The organism is Sulfurimonas limnophila (assembly GCF_059705345.1).
Genome location: NZ_AP046127.1, coordinates 2,086,847 through 2,102,717, shown reverse-complemented (window position 1 = coordinate 2,102,717; position 15,871 = coordinate 2,086,847). Strand labels below are relative to the sequence as shown.

The window sequence follows — 15,871 nt, the reverse complement described above, 5'->3', positions numbered from 1 at the left end:
TTTCTCAATGTTTAGAAAAATTTTACTCTCACTTGTAGCTCTTTACACCGTAGTGGGCTTTTTGGTACTCCCTCTTATCTTAGAGTCGCAGATACCAAAGAGCGTCGCAAGTGCAACAAATTCTCAAATAAGTATCAAAAACATCTCACTTAATCCATACCTGTTTAAGCTCAAACTATTGGGCGTAGAGCTAAAGGATGATGAGAATAATCATCTTGCCTCTTTTGACTCTTTATATATTGATATTAAGCTACTATCACTTCTAAGCGGTGCAATTCATATAAAAGAGATAGAGCTTAAAAATCCTCAAATATCTCTTCTTTACGATAAAGATAAAAGATTTAATTTTGAAAATATTGCAAAAGAGAGTGATGATGATGAAAACAGCACAACTAAGACAAATACAGAACTTCCAAGAGTTATAGTCGATAACTTTACTATCTCAAAAGGCTCCATAAAATACGAAGATTTTACAAAGAGCAAAAAATTTGAGTTTATAGTGGATGCTATAAACTTTAAGCTAACAGATATTGATACAAATGATTTTACTTCTAGCAGTGCAAAGTTTAGATTTAACTCAAATCTGCAAGATGGCGGAGAAGTTGACTTAAGAGCAAATATAGTAGGCTTTAAGCCCTTTATCATAGAGGGAAGCGCTGACATTAAAGATGCTAAGTTGTACTCACTATGGAAATATATTCAAGATAGTACAAAAGTTGAGATAGCTGATGGAACAGTCTCTTTGGGGGCAACATATAGCTTTAATATGGATGATATAAATGCAACAAATATAGACAATGTCTATCTTGGAGTTCGTGATTTAAGAGTTAAGCCAAAAGATAAAAATAGTGATATTTTAACTCTAAAGAGCCTAAATATCAAAGATGCAAATATAGAGCCGATGACGCAAATGGCCACTATAAAAAATATTTCTCTAGAGTTGTTAAATGCTAAAGTGGAGCGCAGTTCAAAAGGAGAGATTGATTGGAGTGGCTATTTTAAGAGTAGCGAGAGTTCAAACCAAGAGGTAAAAGAGGAGTTAGAAGAAGAGTCTAACGTAACTAAGTGGAGTGTTGTTGTAGAGAATTTGGGGCTTAAAAAAATAAGCGCCTCTTTTAAAGACAGCACCATAAAACCCTCAGTTGTCTCAAAACTAAACTCTCTTGATGCAGAGATAAAAAACATTACGTTGCTCGGTAGAGAAGCGTTGAATTATAATGCAAGTTTAACTCTAAATGAGAGCGCAAAATGTACGCTAGAAGGCTCTTTGATACATAAAGAGTTATCATTAAAGAGTTATACAAAATGTACTAACTTTGACATTAAACACTACAGTCCATATATAGATTCTATCGCCAAAGAAGAGCTCAAAAAGTATAACATTGCCCTGCGTAGCGCCATTGCAGGTTTTGATGCAAATCTCTCATTTAGAGATAAAGAAGCAGAGATAGAGAGCGCAAATTTTGATATAAAGAGTTTAGGATTAATTAGAAGAGACAATAATGAGCAACTCTTAGAGTTTAAAAATTTCTCTATAAATAGAGCAAAAGTAGATACAAAAACAAAAGAGATTGAGGTAGAAAATATCTCTTTAGATGGACTAAGTCTCGATCTGAAAAAAGCTAAAAATGGTGTTTTAAACATTGATGGATTGGTAGAGACAAAAGAGGCTAAAAAAAGTGCACAGAGTACAAAAATTCCAGAAGCACCATATAGAATTCGGCTAGGTTCATTTGATATAAATGGGGCGAAACTCTCATATGACGACAAAAGCATAGAAGATAGCTTAAAAACTACTATTGATAAGATAAATGTAAGTGCAAAAAATATAGATTCAAAAGAGAAGAGCTGGTTTGATTATAGGGTTGATTTGAGAGTAAACTCTAAAGGCTTTATAAGTTCAAAGGGTTCTATCAAACATACTCCTCTTGAGCAAAATGGGGAGTTTGAGATAAAGGGCATATCTTTAAAAGAGCTGACCCCCTACCTTAGAGAGAGCACATTTTTAAAGATAAGCGATGGCAATCTTAACCTTAAGGCAAAGAGCAGTTACAGAGAAAAATCAGATAGTTTTAGAGCAACTTTAGATGGAAGCTTGGGGATTAATAATTTCTTTTTACACGATACAAGAGATGATAGCACGATAGCCTCTTTTATAAAAGCAGATCTCAATTCGTTTAAGTTTGATACGCTCACAAATGAGTTAAAGATGGATGAGGTACTACTTGACTCTTTTTATATAGATGCACAAATAGATAAAAATAAAACTATGAATCTTGCAAAACTCCTTCGTGAAAAAGCAGAGGATAAAAAGCCACAAGAGCCATCAAATAGAGCTCCACTTAGCTATAAACTTCTCAATCTAAAAGTGGCAAACGGGAGTGCCAATTTTGCTGATTATTCACTCCCACTTGATTTTAAAACTTCTATTCACAGTTTAAACGGAAACGTATATGCAATATCAAGCAGTGGTGGTGAGATTAGTTATGTTGATATTGATGGAGGCGTTGATGAGTATGGTTCTACAAGATTAAAGGGGAGCGTTGAGCCTTCAAATTTCAAATCGTATATGGATTTAAACTTTAATTTTAGAAACTTAAGCCTCAACAATTTTAGCGGTTATAGCGCACAATTTGCAGGATATAAGATAGAGGAAGGGAAACTTTTCCTTGATTTGGAGTATAAGATATATGACTCACAACTGCTTGGCAAAAATAGTTTAATTATCAAAAAAATCAAGTTAGGAGATGAGATAGAGGATGAAAATATTACAAAACTCCCGCTTAAATTTGCAGTGGCACTTCTTGAAGATTCAGAGGGCGTGATAGATATCAATATGCCAGTAGAGGGAGATGTATCTAAGCCAGATTTTAAATATGGCGCTATGATTTTAAAAACTTTCGTAAACTTGATAGTAAAAGCAGTAGCTTCTCCTTTTAAATTTTTAGCCTCTGCGATGGGGATAAGTGGCGATGAGATGGAGTTTGTAGAGTTTGAAGCTTCACAAAGTACGCTACTTGCTTCAGAGAGAGAGAAACTAGACACCATTGCAAAGATGCTTCAAGAAAAACCTAAACTCTCTTTGGGTATTGCAGGTGGGTTTGATATAAAAATAGATACAGAGGCTCTTCAGGCAAAAAAATTAACAGAGTTGATACTAAGTCAGAGCAGTAGCGATAGAGGTGTTAGTATAAGAGGAGTTGAGTTTATATGTTCAAAAGCCGTAGGAAGCCAGAATGTAGGGCTTTTAAAGAGCGAGATAGAGAAAAAATATCCACAAGAGTTATTTGCAACAGAGTACCAAAAGGCTCTTTTTCAAAAATGTACACAGATGCAAAGCGTTAGTGCTCAAGAGTTAAAAGAGCTAGGAGAAGAGAGAGCAAAAATGCTCTCCAACTATCTTGTCCAAATAAAAAATATAGAGCCATCAAGAGTGGTTTTGCAAGAGACAAAAGCAAGAGATGATTCAAAAGAGAAGTGGATAAAATCATCTCTAAAGATAGAGATAAGATAGAGGTTAAAATAAATTTTATAGTAAAAAGAGAGATGTTATTTATAAATTTTTTTGTTACAATTTCATCTTTTTTTTAAGATAAGGAGCCAAAATGGCATTTTCTCCAGCAAATAGAAAGGGTACGATAAACGGTGTAATCTTTGTAGCAATTTTTGCCGCTGCTGCTACTATGATTTCAGACATAGCGTTTATAAAATCTCTTGGAATTTCACCTCTTGTTATCGGTATAGTTATCGGTATCTTTTATGCAAATACTCTACATAACAACACTCCAAAAGCGTGGAGTAGCGGTATCACATTTAGTGGTAAAAAGATACTTAGATTTGCTATCGTATTTTATGGTTTTCGTATCACTTTTCAGCAAATTGCTGAGGTCGGAGTTGAGGGCTTCATGGTCTCTTTAATTATGCTCTCAACAACTTTTGTCCTCGGAACATGGGCAGGACAAAGGCTCTTTAAAATGGATAGAGACACTTCAATGTTAAGTGCTGCGGGAGCTTCTGTATGTGGGGCTGCAGCGGTTTTAGCAACAGAGCCTGTACTAAAAGCAGAAGAGCATAAAACAGCAGTTGCGGTTTCTATGGTTGTTCTTTTTGGAACAATAGCTATGTTTTTATATCCAGCACTCTACAATGTAGGCTTTTTCGATATGGATGCTAAAGAGTTTGGTATCTATGTTGGAGGAACTATCCATGAGGTAGCTCAAGTTGTTGCAGTTCCTGCTTCAATATTAAATGCAAGTGCAGAGATGGCAAACTCAGCAGTTATCGTTAAGATGACAAGAGTTATTATGATAGCTCCTATGCTCATCATCTTAGGGATTTACCTCTCCTTTAGTGCAAAAAGAAGTGGAGGCGAGGCTAGTGCTGTTAAGCTTGTGATTCCATGGTTTGCGGTTTACTTTATAGGTATGGCTGGGTTTAACTCTCTTGGAATCGTGCCTCAAAATATAGTAGATATTATCAACGAAATAGATACCTTTTTACTTACAATGGCGATGACCGCACTTGGAATGGGAACTATTTTTGCAAAATTCAAAGGGCTTGGATTGGCTCCTATCTATACAGCTGGATTGATGTTCGCTTGGTTAATGGTTGGCGGATACTTTATAACAAAATGGGTTGTTGCGGTATTTTAACTATTAGTTCTTTTAGGCAAAAAAGTATATAATAAAGTAAAATTAAATATCTGCAAAGGAGCCTAAGAGTGTCACATCTGCCAAGCAAACTTAACTCTTACTGGCTTTGGAGAGAGGTCTCTTCAAAGTTGGGGCTCTCAAACCCAACTTACAGATATTGGAAAAATACACCAAATCTAAAACTAAACAACAAATATCTTTTCATCCAAAAAAAGACTCTTCCACAAAAATATGAGCATGTTGAGCATATCTTGACAGACCTCTCAGGACACCTTCCAATCAAGTACGCTTCTGATCAGTTGCATGTTAGTGAACATCTGTTCTCTTACGACAAAATGAGCCTACACAAAGAGTTTGAGTACAAATTTGTAGAAGATGTAAAGTTTGTAAATATAAAAAAATTCTTTATGGAGTTTGGTATAAAAGTCAGTAAAAACTCTATCATACAACTTGCAAAGATAAAAGATTTAGACATAGGTCCTGATTGCACATTTTATAATCTAAAAAATGATTACGGTATAGTGGTTTACGACTGATGGATGCTTTTTTTATAGAGTCAAAAGACCCTTTATTTGGGATAATCATCTTTTTTGTTCTTGTTTTTATCATAACTTTTTTCTCTTACTGGTTTAGTAAGTTTAAGAAAAAAGAGGATTATAAACACTTAGATAGTTTTTTAAAACAGTTTCATGAACTCCCTTCTCAAAATGAGTTAAAAGTTCTTATCACAAAAGGTGAGCTTTCTGAAAAATCTTGGTTTTTACTAGCCAATGCTTATACAAAAAACGGAAACTATGAAAAGAGTATAGAGATATATGCGGAGCTTCTAAAAGTAGGCGATAAAGCAAACTACAGAGAGACCCTTTTTCTTCTTGGAAAAACATACTTTAAAGCTGGATTTTTAGAGCGCGCAAGAGTTATATTTTTAGAGATACTAAAGACAAATCCACGAACTCCTCAGGCCCTAAACTATCTCCTTTTAGTTTATGAGCAGATGAAAAACTACAAAGAGGCAATCGCTATTTTAGAGCCTCTTGAAGAGTTAAAAAAAGACACTTTGATAGAGAGCACGTATCTCAACATTTTACTTATTTTAAATAGTGTAGAGCTTGGTGCGGATGAAAAAATAGAGTCACTGTTGAAGATTTATAAAAGTTCAAATCTTCTTGCATATCTAATATTTGAGTACCTCTTTAGAGTAAACCCTAAAGTTGCTTGGGAGAATTTTGATGCTTCAAAGAGTGAGTTGCTCATAGATATATTGTGGAATATAGAGAAAAAAGATTTGGATTTTAATGTTATTATGCAAAATGGTTTTCTCAAAGAGCTTTATAGTGCCAAAGGGTATATAAAAGAGGCAACTTCAAGCTCTCACTTTGAACTTGATATTTTGATAAATCTTGATTCAAGCGTAAATGCAACCCTTGGCTTTGAGTACATCTGCAATAACTGTAAAGTTGTTTTTCCTTTTGCCTTCCATCGTTGTAGCAACTGCCACTCAATTGGCACCTCAAGAGCAGAGCGCTCTTTGGTTAAAGATTATCATAAGGATTTTAGTGAAGAAAATAACTCTTTTCAGTGATGGAAGCGCACTAGGAAACCCAGGGCCAGGGGGATATGGTGTGATTTTGCGCTTTGGAGACAAAGAGAGAGAAATCTCTGGAGGAGATATTCATACAACCAATAACAGAATGGAGCTTTTAGGGGTTATTGAGGGTCTTAGAGCGCTAAAGGAACCATGTGCTGTGGATGTGATTTCAGACTCCTCTTACGTCGTCAAAGGGATAAATGAGTGGCTTGGCAACTGGATAAAAAAAGATTTTAAAAATATAAAAAACCCAGATTTGTGGAGAGATTATATAGCCGTATCTAAGGGACATAAGATAAATGCTATATGGGTTAGAGGACATGATGGACATGTTGAAAATGAGAGATGTGATATTTTGGCAAAAAATGAAGCTCAAAAAATTAAAGAGGCAATAAAATGAGTAAAAAAATAGAGTTTTTAGAAGAAATTTTGGGATATAAGTTTAAAAACCAGAAGCTCATTATCGAAGCGCTGACACATAAAAGTCATAAACAGCCCTACGATAATGAGCGACTTGAATTTTTAGGTGATGCAGTTCTTGACCTTATTGTAGGAGAGTATCTTTTTTTCAAGTTTGCATCTTCTGATGAGGGTGCTCTCTCAAAGATAAGAGCCGCTCTTGTAAACGAGGATGGCTTTGAGAGACTTGCTAGATCTATCAACTTGGGCGAGTATATCTACCTATCAAATGCAGAAGAAAATAACGGCGGAAGAGAGAAAGCATCACTTTTATCAAACGCTTTTGAAGCTATCATTGGTGCAATTTATCTTGAAGCAGGGCTCGATACTGTAAAACCAATAGCCATAGGAATAATCGAGAAAAATTACAAAGAGATTTCATTAGACTCTCTCTTTAGAGATTATAAAACAACTCTTCAGGAGTTAACACAAGCTAGATTTGGAGAAACTCCACAGTACGAGGTAATTGCCAGTCGTGGACCTGACCATAAAAAAGAGTTTGAAGTTGCGGTAATTATTGAGGGCAAAGAGTACGCAAGAGCTATTGGCAAGAGCAAAAAAATAGCGCAACAAGAAGCAGCTGAGATGGCTGTTAAGATACTAAAGGGAGAGGCAAAGTGAATAGTTTTGGATTAAAATTTAAGATAAGTACTTTTGGAGAGTCTCATGGAGTAGCAATTGGCTGTCTTCTTGATGGTGTTCCTGCTGGTTTAGATATAGATGAAGAGTTTATTCAAAGTGAGCTAGACAGACGAAAACCTGGAAAAAGTGAGTTTGAAACCGCAAGAAAAGAGGATGACAAAGTTGAGATACTAAGCGGTGTTTTTGAAGGCAAAAGTACGGGAACACCAATCGCTATGATAATTTACAACACAAACCAAAAATCCAAAGACTACTCAAATATAAAAGATATATTTCGCCCAGGACACGCTGATTTTACATATTTTCACAAATATGGTCTGCGAGATTATCGAGGCGGAGGGCGAAGTTCTGCTAGAGAGACCGCTGCACGAGTTGCTGGTGGGGCTGTTGCAAAACTGATGCTCAAAGAGTTAGGCATTGAAGTGCAAAGCGGGATTTGTGAAGTTGATGGGATAAAGTCTCTCGAGTTTGACTATGAATCAGCAAAAAGAAGCATAATCTATGCACTTGACTCTACCAAAGAAGAGGCACAAAAAGAGGCGATTTTAAGAGCTAAAAATGAGCATGATTCAGTCGGGGGAGTTTCAAGAGTTCTGATAAAAGGTGTTCCAGTTGGACTTGGGCAACCGCTGTACTATAAAATGGATGCTATCTTGGCAGATGCTATGATGGGCATAAATGCGGTAAAAGCTGTTGAGATTGGGGATGGCATACTAAGCGCTTCACTCAAAGGTTCTATAAACAATGATGCAATCAGAGCAGATGGTTTTGTTACAAATCATTCAGGCGGAATACTTGGCGGAATCAGTAACGGCGAAGATATTGTGATGAATGTATATTTTAAACCAACCCCATCAATATTTAAAGAGCAACAAACTCTTACTTCTCAAAATGAAGAGGTAAACTTTTCACTAAAAGGCCGTCATGACCCATGTGTGGCAATTCGTGGCACGATTGTATGCGAAGCAATGGCCGCTTTAGTCATCGCAGATATGCTTCTTTTAAATATGGGTTCTGAGATGAAAGGGCTTTTAACTTATTATAAAAAGTAATAAATATATTTAAGATAAATTTAAAAAAAAGCTCAGATTATCTCTTGTATAAGTTTTAATTAATTTTTATAGAGCTAGAATGGTCCTTTTAAAATAAAAGGAGCAAAGGTGCGTATTTTTTTATTTATTCTAGTGGTAATGTTTAGTGCAGAAGCAAAGCAGTTGTTTAGCAATAGTGAACAAGCAGAGATTAGCCAGTATATCAACTCTTTAAAAGAGCTTGTTGTTGCAACGCAAAAAACAAGGGGATTGACAAACAGTTATCTAAATGGCAATTTAATTGCGCTAATGTTAGTGCAAGATACAAAAAACGATATGAAAAAAGCCATTGGAAAGATGGAGTCTTTAAAACTTGCATCAGACCCAGTTATAAATCAAAGAGCAACAGATGTTAGTAATAAATTAGTAGAACTTAATCGTAAGGGGTTAAAGCTAAAACCAGAAGTTGCTTTTGAGAGATACACTCAAGAGATAGAGCAGATATTAATGTTGGCACAAACTGTTGGTAAAAGAGGAGGAGAACATATGACTCCTTTTGCGCAAGAAGCATCATTTGTAATGATGGAGGAGATGCTTCCACTTAGTGAATATGTTGGACAGCTAAGAGGTATGGGCTCTGGAATAGCCGCAAAGGGCGAGATAACTAAAGAGCAAAAAGAGGCTCTTGCGATAATTATCAGTGAGATTATGGCTTTAAAGAGTGAGCTTATACAAAATATAGAAAAACTTCGCTCTAAGAGTGAAAAAAACTATGCAAGTAGCATAGATACTAAGAGTACTAAGATAAATAGTATGATTGAAGCATATGTTGAATTTGTAAGAAAAGAGTTTTATAAAAATGAATTTTCTATAAATCCTGATGAGTATTTTGCTAAAGGAACAGAGATAATCGCAGAGATTATTTTGGCATACGATGATACCAACAGAGCAGTTTTAGATAATTCAAAAGGTTGGTTATAAAGAGCAAAGAGAGTAGATTACTCTTTAGGCTCTATTTTGTTCTTAGCGGTTTTAATAGCGCTGCTAAGAGCTGTTTTTGCAACTCCCCACGCTTGAATCCCCATTCTTTTTGCCTCTTTTGCCTTCTCTGATTTTAGAGCAGAGTCAGCTTTTTTAACGGCTTTTTTTGCAAACTCAGAGAATCTGTCTTTCATAACTTCTGCTGTCTCTTTTGAGATATGAATTAGCTCTTGAAGATCATAGTGCATCTTTTTATTTAGATCGATGAGAATTTTTCTTATACTCGAACTGCTCTCATTTGCTTGTGTTTGAACAACTTGTAAAAAGAGAGTATCTGTTTGATTTAAATCTTCCATAATGGTGTCATAATCTTCTATAAGTATATGCTTCGCTTCAAGTGGCATAAAGACAAGTCTCTTTTTAAATCTATCAATTGATTCATAAAGCCCAGCTCTCATTCCTTTTAGTGTTGCATCCAAAATATCCTCAGATTGATTTGGAGATGCTTCTGCTATATCAATGCTTGAGTGAAGTATAGTTGAGAGTATTTTTCTTACTCTAATTGTATTTAGCGTTCCCTCTTTGATAGTTTCAAAAGTAAGCTCTCTTATAATCTCTTCAATCATATTTTTAGCTTCAGAATCTTTCGACTCTTCGAGCGCTGTAATAATTGCGCCCTCAACAGTGTCGCTTAAAATATCAAAAAGGTCAATTGACTGGAGTTTTGCTTGATGAACTTTTGATAGAGTTAGTGCATCATCTTTATCTATCATTGACTCTATGTCGTTGAAGATAGCATATTTTGCTTCTTGAAGCTCACTATGCTTTTTTTGAATGTTTTTCTCAAGCAACTCTTTTTGAAAAAGAAGCTCTGCTAGAGCGTCATGGAGATTTTTTGTTTTTGTCTCTATCTCGTTTTGTATAGCCTCTTTAGTTTCATGAAGATTTAACTTGCTAAAATCTATATTTTTTAATTCACTCAAACTCATTTTAGACTCCTTTTAAAGTACCATTTTTATATTTTGATGCGCCTTTAAGGCTTCATAGATGAAATTTCTATCATCTTCATTGTGAACAAGCATATCTAAATTCATGCTGACATATTTTCCGCCTTTAGAGTTTTTTGAGTGAGTTAGTTTATGCGCTCTCTCATCAATAACGTCTCTAATAGCCTGTTTTAGGGCTTCTGCTTCACTGGCTATTAGTTTATATGCCCAGTTACATGGATATTCAAGAGTTAGTTTCTCATCTCTATCGTTTAAAATCTCCACTTTTTCCTCCAGATTTTTCCTCTAATTGAACGTTGCGGATAATCATGCCTTTGTCTATCGCTTTTACCATATCGTAAATAGTTAAAAGACCGATGCTTGTTCCAGTTAACGCTTCCATCTCAACGCCTGTTTGACCAGTTAGTTTTGCTGTTACGCTAAGTTTAAAACCTGGAAGTTCTGGCAACTCTTCAACATCACAATTTATACCGCTTAAGTTTAGGGGATGACACATCGGTATAAGATCGCTGGTCTTTTTACTTCCCATAATAGCAGCTATTACAGCAGTTTGAAGAACTGGACCTTTTTTTGTTTTTTGAGTCACAATAGCATCATAAGCATCTTGACTCATCTCTATTATACCACTAGCAGTTGCGATTCTAGTTGTTTGATTTTTATCTGAGACATCGACCATCTTAGGTCTATCTTTTTCATCCAAGTGAGTTAAATTCATATCTTCTCGTTTTTTTAATAATTTTGTTAAGTAAATATTATATCAAATAGTTGATAAATAACTCTTTGACTCAAAGGTTTAAAAGAGCGAGTGCTTCTTGATATTCGTGAGGGTGATTTAGGTTTAGAAATGGTCTCTCATCTTCAAACTCTACAAAAAAAGTATCTGAATTTTTTAGTAAAAGCCCAAGTTTATGATTGTCATCTTTTAGCATTTGAGAGAATTTGTCCGCCGTTGAGCGGTGATATATACCACACATTGGTTGCATAGATCCGTTTGCTTTAGCTATTGTCGCATCATAACTATCTTTATCTGCGCTAATTAAATTTTCTATAATGGAGTGATTTATAAAAGGGGTGTCTACGCTTATAACAAAAAACCTCTCTGATTTTAAATGCCCAAAAGCAGCAACAAATCCAGCAGTTGGGGCATATAGAGATGATGTTTTAATATCTTCTATAAAGTTGGCTTCAAAGGTAAATTTTGATTTTTCTTTGCAAGATATATATACGTTTTTAAAGATTTTTTTTAAATGATGAAGTTGAAACTCTGCTAGAGTGTCATAAGAGCCAAAAGGAAGAAGAGCCTTGTCTTCTCCCATTCGACTGGATTTGCCACCTGCAAAAATTATGCAAGGGATATCAAAGAGCATTATTTTTTAACTAACTCTGCTTCGATTCTTCTGTTTTGTGCTTTGCCTTCTTTAGTATCATTTGAAGCGATTGGAGATTTCTCTCCTTTGCCATCAGTTGTTACTCTAGTAGCAGCAATACCCTCTTTTACGATAAGAGTTTTTACAGCGTTTGCTCTGTTTTCTGATAATGTTTGGTTGCTTTTATCACTTCCTACGCTATCAGTATGTCCAACGATTTTTGCGTTGTAGTTTGGCATATCTTTTAAGAAGTCTGCAAACTCTTTTACTTTTGGCAATGAAGCATTGTCAACTTTGTAAGAAGCTGTTTCAAAGTTGATATGTAAATCAGCAAGAATTGAACAACCATCTTGGTCAACTTTATGTCCAGCAGGTGTTTTTGGGCACTTATCTTTTGAGTTAAGTACGCCATCTTTATCATCGTCGCCATCTACTGGTTTTGGAGCTGGTTTTGGAGCAACTACAGGTGCTACTACAGGTTTAGGTGCAGGTGCAGCAACTGGTTCTGGGATTGCTGCTACTGGTTGAGCTTTTGGTCCAAATGCAAAGTTTAATCCAGCAAGAAGAGCTAAATTGCTATCCCATCTTCTGTCATTCTCTTTTAACATATAAACAGCTTCTAGTTTTAGAGCTACATTTTCTGCTAATGCAACTTTTGCACCAACACCAGCATCTAAAAATACGCTGTCTTTATTGTCTGCAAAGTGCTTGTCAAGAGTCTCATACCCGATACCAGCTTTTGCTATAGGAGTAAATAGAGAGTTTGATTTATACTCATATACACCGTTTAACGCAACACGGTAGATATCTGTTGTGATGTTAGAGTTTTTATAGTCAGCATCATTTGTATAAAGAAAACTAAGTTCAGGCTTGATTAGAGCATCAAAACCATTGTATTGAAACTCAGCACCAGTTAGGAACTGGTTATCTAAATCCAAATTTCCCTCAGGAATCATTGTTCCAATTACTGGTGTAATCTCATAGTTGTAGTCTTGCGCGATAACAGCACTGCTTAAAAGTAGTGCTGGAATAAGTAGTAATTTTTTCATTTTGTTTGCTCACTTGATGTTTTCGGAATTCTAGCAGAGGTACTCTTAAAGCAATCACAAAATAACAAACTACGTTAAAGTATTTAACTATCTTGGGTCTGTTATGTAACCTTTTATCGCAGATATTGCTGCAACTGCTGAGTTTGCTAGATATACCTTTGAGCTTCTGCTTCCCATACGACCTACAAAGTTGCGATTTGTTGTTGAAACAGCAACTTCATTGTCTCCTAAAATACCCATATACCCGCCAAGACAAGCGCCGCATGTTGGATTACTAACAACGCCACCAGCATCTACGATAATGTCAATATACCCAAGCTTGTTAGCTTCTCTTAGTATCATCTGTGTTCCAGGTGTTACAATGAGGCGAACATCAGGATGTACTTTTTTGCCCTCTAGTATCTCTGCTGCAACTTTAAGGTCGCTCAATCTGCCGTTGGTACAACTTCCGATGAACGCTTGGTCTATTTTGATATTATCTTTTTGAGCTTGAACAACACTGTGCCCATTTGATGGCAAGAATGGATAAGCGATAACTGGATCGAGGTTCGCAACATCTATATCTAACACTTGCACATAAGAAGCGTCCGCATCAGAGTAGTGGATATGAGGCTCTCTAGCTAAGTTTTTATCGCTCAAAAATGCTTTTGTAATATCATCATAAGCAACTATCCCGCTTTTTGCACCAGCTTCTATCGCCATGTTACACATAGAAAATCTATCATCCATGCTCAAATGCTCAATCGTGCTTCCAGTAAACTCTAAAGTTTTATAAAGAGCTCCATCAACGCCAATTAGACGAATAATCTCAAGGATAATATCTTTACCAGTCGTGTATTTTGATGGCTTTCCACTTAGGTTTACTTTTATAGATTCAGGAACTTTAAACCAGTTTCCGCCAGTTACCATCGCAAATGCCAAGTCAGTTGAGCCCATTCCAGTAGAGAACGCCCCAAGCGCACCATGAGTACATGTATGGCTATCTGCTCCTATGATTACATCACCAGGGACAACAAGCCCTTTTTCTGGAAGAAGCGCGTGTTCAATTCCCATATCCTTTTCATCAAAAAAGTTTTTAAGAGAGTACTTTTTTGCAAAATCACGGCTGATTCTGGCTTGATTTGCACTCGCTATATCTTTTGCTGGAATAAAGTGGTCAAGAACTATTGAAAATCCATCAGGATTTGCAAGTTTTGTAGCACCGCTATCTTCAAAAGCTTTTATAGAGATTGGAGTAGTTATATCATTTCCAATTACCATGTCTATATTGCATCGGATAATCTCTCCTGCAAAAACTGCCTTTCCAACATGCTGTGAAAATATTTTTTCAGTTATAGTTTGAGCCATAATATGCCTTTATACAAATAATAAATTTTTGCGATTATAACATTTAAGAATTAAAATTGGCGCAAAATAAGAGCTTTTGACGATTTAATACAAGATAAAGATTTGACAATAGGGATATTATTAACCATAAATTAAAATATGATATATGATGTTTTTCCTTCAGCAAAAGAGTTGGAGAGTGTACTTAAACAGTATGTTGTAATAACTTCACTAGAAGATATGGATAAATTGCTGTTTTTGCCAAACGGATGCAACTTTATAATTTTTAACCGAGGATTTGATGGATATATAAAAGTTTATAGAGAGGATAAAAAATTTCCTATTCCAAAAAACTACTCCATCAGCGTTAAGAATAACAAGATAAAAAAATTTAGACTAAATAGTGATGATTTGATTTCTAGTGTAGAGTTGCCATTTATTATGGCAGAGTTAACCCCGATAGGATTTTATAAACTCTTTAATATAGAAGCTACTGTTTTAAATGAGTGCTTCTTTGAGATTCAAGAAGAGATAGTAGAGGAGTACTTTAGCAAGTTATATACTCACGGTAGTATAGAGGAGGAGCTTGACTATTTAAACGATGCCTTAATAAGGTTGCAACTTTTACATGAGTGTAATCGAATGTGTATACAAGATGTGATGGACAGGATTGTGGATATGTATCATTTTGAGGTAAATGTAAAAACTCTTATTGAAGATTTTGGGTGTAGCAGAAGCAAAATTGAGAGAGAATTTAAGAAAATAATCGGCTTTACACCTAAAAATTTTATCTATATTTCAAAGTTTTGCAAAACTGTTCTCGCCTATATTGAAGATGATTGCGGATTTAATGAGATGGAGTATCTATATAGTGATTATTCACATATGAACTCTATTTTTAAAAAGTTTTTTGGCACAAATCCAAGCGTTGTTTTTGACGATGTGACAAGCAATAAAATTCGTTTATACCAGATGAGAAGAGTTCAAGAACAACTTTAAATACAAGAGAGATTTAAGCAGATGCTAAGTGCAAAAGAGAGAAAAAAACTTATTTTAAAAGTTACAGGCACTGTTGTGATTGTGCTTGTATTGTTGTCAATTATAAGAACTTTAATACTTCATGAAGATTTGCTTAGGAGTGATTTTGCGTATGTTTTGTTTGTCAAAGAGTTTCTTTTTTCTATAATAACCGCTACTTTAGTGGCTTTGTGCCTTTTGCTAATTATAAAAGAAGATTTTCAAAAAATTAATCAAAAAGCCATCAATTACGCCTTTACAGATGGATTAACAGGATTGTATAACCGTCACTATCTAAATGATTTTTTAGAAAAATTTGATATTTTTCAAAAAGAGAACACACTCTTTGCAGTTGTATTTATAGATATTGATAATTTTAAAAAGATAAACGATACGATGGGACATTTAACGGGGGACTGTATTTTAAAGTGCTTAGCTAAGAGTTTAAAATCTTTAACAAGAGATACTGACATACTTTGTCGCTATGGTGGCGAGGAGTTTATGATTATATATGACAAAATTTCAAAAAATGACATAGTACAAAAAGCTCAGAAAATAAGAGAAGATATTCAAAATAGTATCTTTGAGTGCGAACATCATAGTATTACCGTATCTATAGGAGTCAGCTTTGGTAAAAAAGGGGATGAGATAAATATAATAATCAAAGAGGCAGATGAAGCTCTTTATATAGCAAAAAACAGTGGCAGAAACTGTGTTAGAGTATTTGACAAAGAGTAGTGAGCGTTGCATTT

General features: G+C 35.2%; 16 protein-coding genes. 10 read left to right on the top strand and 6 right to left on the bottom strand.

The genetic code is table 11. The features are described 5' to 3' along the window. Positions 1–7 precede the first annotated feature (7 nt). The 8 genes from AC6H33_RS10720 (at position 8) to AC6H33_RS10685 (ending at position 9,353) form a co-directional block, all read left to right on the top strand. A complete protein-coding gene (locus tag AC6H33_RS10720) occupies positions 8–3,514 on the top strand; it encodes a DUF748 domain-containing protein (protein WP_497604883.1) in 3,507 nt (1,168 codons plus the stop codon). A 91-nt stretch (positions 3,515–3,605) separates the two neighbouring features. Next, positions 3,606–4,652, top strand: a complete 1,047-nt coding sequence (locus tag AC6H33_RS10715) for a YeiH family protein (RefSeq protein WP_497604882.1) — start codon at positions 3,606–3,608, stop codon at positions 4,650–4,652. Positions 4,653–4,720: 68 nt separating this feature from the next. Beyond that, positions 4,721–5,188: a hypothetical protein gene (locus AC6H33_RS10710; protein ID WP_497604881.1), complete on the top strand. Its 468-nt coding sequence runs from the start codon at positions 4,721–4,723 to the stop codon at positions 5,186–5,188. Beyond that, entirely contained in the window at positions 5,188–6,234 is a 1,047-nt protein-coding gene (locus AC6H33_RS10705; RefSeq protein WP_497604880.1) for a tetratricopeptide repeat protein, read from the top strand. The genes AC6H33_RS10710 and AC6H33_RS10705 overlap by 1 nt, the downstream gene beginning before the upstream one ends. Next, positions 6,209–6,640: a ribonuclease HI gene (gene rnhA / locus AC6H33_RS10700; protein ID WP_497604879.1), complete on the top strand. Its 432-nt coding sequence runs from the start codon at positions 6,209–6,211 to the stop codon at positions 6,638–6,640. Before AC6H33_RS10705 ends, rnhA begins: the two co-directional genes overlap by 26 nt. Further along, positions 6,637–7,320 carry a ribonuclease III gene (gene rnc, locus AC6H33_RS10695; protein ID WP_497604878.1) on the top strand — a complete coding sequence of 228 codons (684 nt, stop codon included), beginning with the start codon at positions 6,637–6,639 and terminating at the stop codon, positions 7,318–7,320. The genes rnhA and rnc overlap by 4 nt, the downstream gene beginning before the upstream one ends. Beyond that, positions 7,317–8,393: a chorismate synthase gene (gene aroC, locus AC6H33_RS10690; protein ID WP_497604877.1), complete on the top strand. Its 1,077-nt coding sequence runs from the start codon at positions 7,317–7,319 to the stop codon at positions 8,391–8,393. Before rnc ends, aroC begins: the two co-directional genes overlap by 4 nt. Before the next feature lie 108 nt (positions 8,394–8,501). Continuing rightward, positions 8,502–9,353: a nitrate- and nitrite sensing domain-containing protein gene (locus AC6H33_RS10685; protein WP_497604876.1), complete on the top strand. Its 852-nt coding sequence runs from the start codon at positions 8,502–8,504 to the stop codon at positions 9,351–9,353. Between the two features lie 17 nt (positions 9,354–9,370). Here the strand turns inward: AC6H33_RS10685 and AC6H33_RS10680 are convergent, their stop codons facing one another. From AC6H33_RS10680 to AC6H33_RS10655, 6 genes are all read right to left on the bottom strand, one after another. After that, positions 9,371–10,342 (bottom strand): DUF6781 family protein, encoded by a 972-nt coding sequence (locus AC6H33_RS10680; RefSeq protein WP_497604875.1) that lies wholly within the window; start codon positions 10,340–10,342, stop codon positions 9,371–9,373. Between the two features lie 12 nt (positions 10,343–10,354). After that, entirely contained in the window at positions 10,355–10,624 is a 270-nt protein-coding gene (locus tag AC6H33_RS10675; protein ID WP_497604874.1) for an HP0495 family protein, read from the bottom strand. Continuing rightward, positions 10,605–11,075, bottom strand: coding sequence for a cyclic pyranopterin monophosphate synthase MoaC (gene moaC, locus AC6H33_RS10670; protein ID WP_497604873.1), 471 nt, complete (start codon positions 11,073–11,075; stop codon positions 10,605–10,607). Before moaC ends, AC6H33_RS10675 begins: the two co-directional genes overlap by 20 nt. Before the next feature lie 70 nt (positions 11,076–11,145). Further along, entirely contained in the window at positions 11,146–11,676 is a 531-nt protein-coding gene (gene mobA / locus AC6H33_RS10665) for a molybdenum cofactor guanylyltransferase MobA (RefSeq protein WP_497604872.1), read from the bottom strand. Between the two features lie 50 nt (positions 11,677–11,726). Continuing rightward, positions 11,727–12,776, bottom strand: coding sequence for an OmpA family protein (locus AC6H33_RS10660; RefSeq protein ID WP_497604871.1), 1,050 nt, complete (start codon positions 12,774–12,776; stop codon positions 11,727–11,729). Between the two features lie 87 nt (positions 12,777–12,863). Then, entirely contained in the window at positions 12,864–14,123 is a 1,260-nt protein-coding gene (locus tag AC6H33_RS10655) for a 3-isopropylmalate dehydratase large subunit (protein ID WP_497604870.1), read from the bottom strand. A gap of 138 nt (positions 14,124–14,261) precedes the next feature. On the opposite strand from AC6H33_RS10655, the gene AC6H33_RS10650 reads away from it, so the two are divergent. Beyond that, positions 14,262–15,101 carry an AraC family transcriptional regulator gene (locus AC6H33_RS10650; RefSeq protein ID WP_497604869.1) on the top strand — a complete coding sequence of 280 codons (840 nt, stop codon included), beginning with the start codon at positions 14,262–14,264 and terminating at the stop codon, positions 15,099–15,101. A 21-nt stretch (positions 15,102–15,122) separates the two neighbouring features. Beyond that, complete coding sequence (locus tag AC6H33_RS10645) at positions 15,123–15,857, top strand: GGDEF domain-containing protein (protein ID WP_497604868.1); 735 nt, start codon at positions 15,123–15,125, stop codon at positions 15,855–15,857. Positions 15,858–15,871: the final 14 nt, after the last annotated feature.

Excerpts from the sequence above, each read along its gene's own strand:
- AC6H33_RS10720 (WP_497604883.1), top strand. The coding sequence starts at position 8 with ATGTTTAGAAAAATTTTACTCTCACTTGTAGCTCTTTACACCGTAGTG.
- AC6H33_RS10715 (WP_497604882.1), top strand. The coding sequence starts at position 3,606 with ATGGCATTTTCTCCAGCAAATAGAAAGGGTACGATAAACGGTGTAATC.
- AC6H33_RS10705 (WP_497604880.1), top strand. The coding sequence starts at position 5,188 with ATGGATGCTTTTTTTATAGAGTCAAAAGACCCTTTATTTGGGATAATC.
- rnc (WP_497604878.1), top strand. The coding sequence starts at position 6,637 with ATGAGTAAAAAAATAGAGTTTTTAGAAGAAATTTTGGGATATAAGTTT.
- AC6H33_RS10680 (WP_497604875.1), bottom strand. The coding sequence starts at position 10,342 with ATGAGTTTGAGTGAATTAAAAAATATAGATTTTAGCAAGTTAAATCTT.
- moaC (WP_497604873.1), bottom strand. The coding sequence starts at position 11,075 with ATGAATTTAACTCACTTGGATGAAAAAGATAGACCTAAGATGGTCGAT.
- mobA (WP_497604872.1), bottom strand. The coding sequence starts at position 11,676 with ATGGGAGAAGACAAGGCTCTTCTTCCTTTTGGCTCTTATGACACTCTA.
- AC6H33_RS10660 (WP_497604871.1), bottom strand. The coding sequence starts at position 12,776 with ATGAAAAAATTACTACTTATTCCAGCACTACTTTTAAGCAGTGCTGTT.
- AC6H33_RS10655 (WP_497604870.1), bottom strand. The coding sequence starts at position 14,123 with ATGGCTCAAACTATAACTGAAAAAATATTTTCACAGCATGTTGGAAAG.
- AC6H33_RS10650 (WP_497604869.1), top strand. The coding sequence starts at position 14,262 with ATGATATATGATGTTTTTCCTTCAGCAAAAGAGTTGGAGAGTGTACTT.
- AC6H33_RS10645 (WP_497604868.1), top strand. The coding sequence starts at position 15,123 with ATGCTAAGTGCAAAAGAGAGAAAAAAACTTATTTTAAAAGTTACAGGC.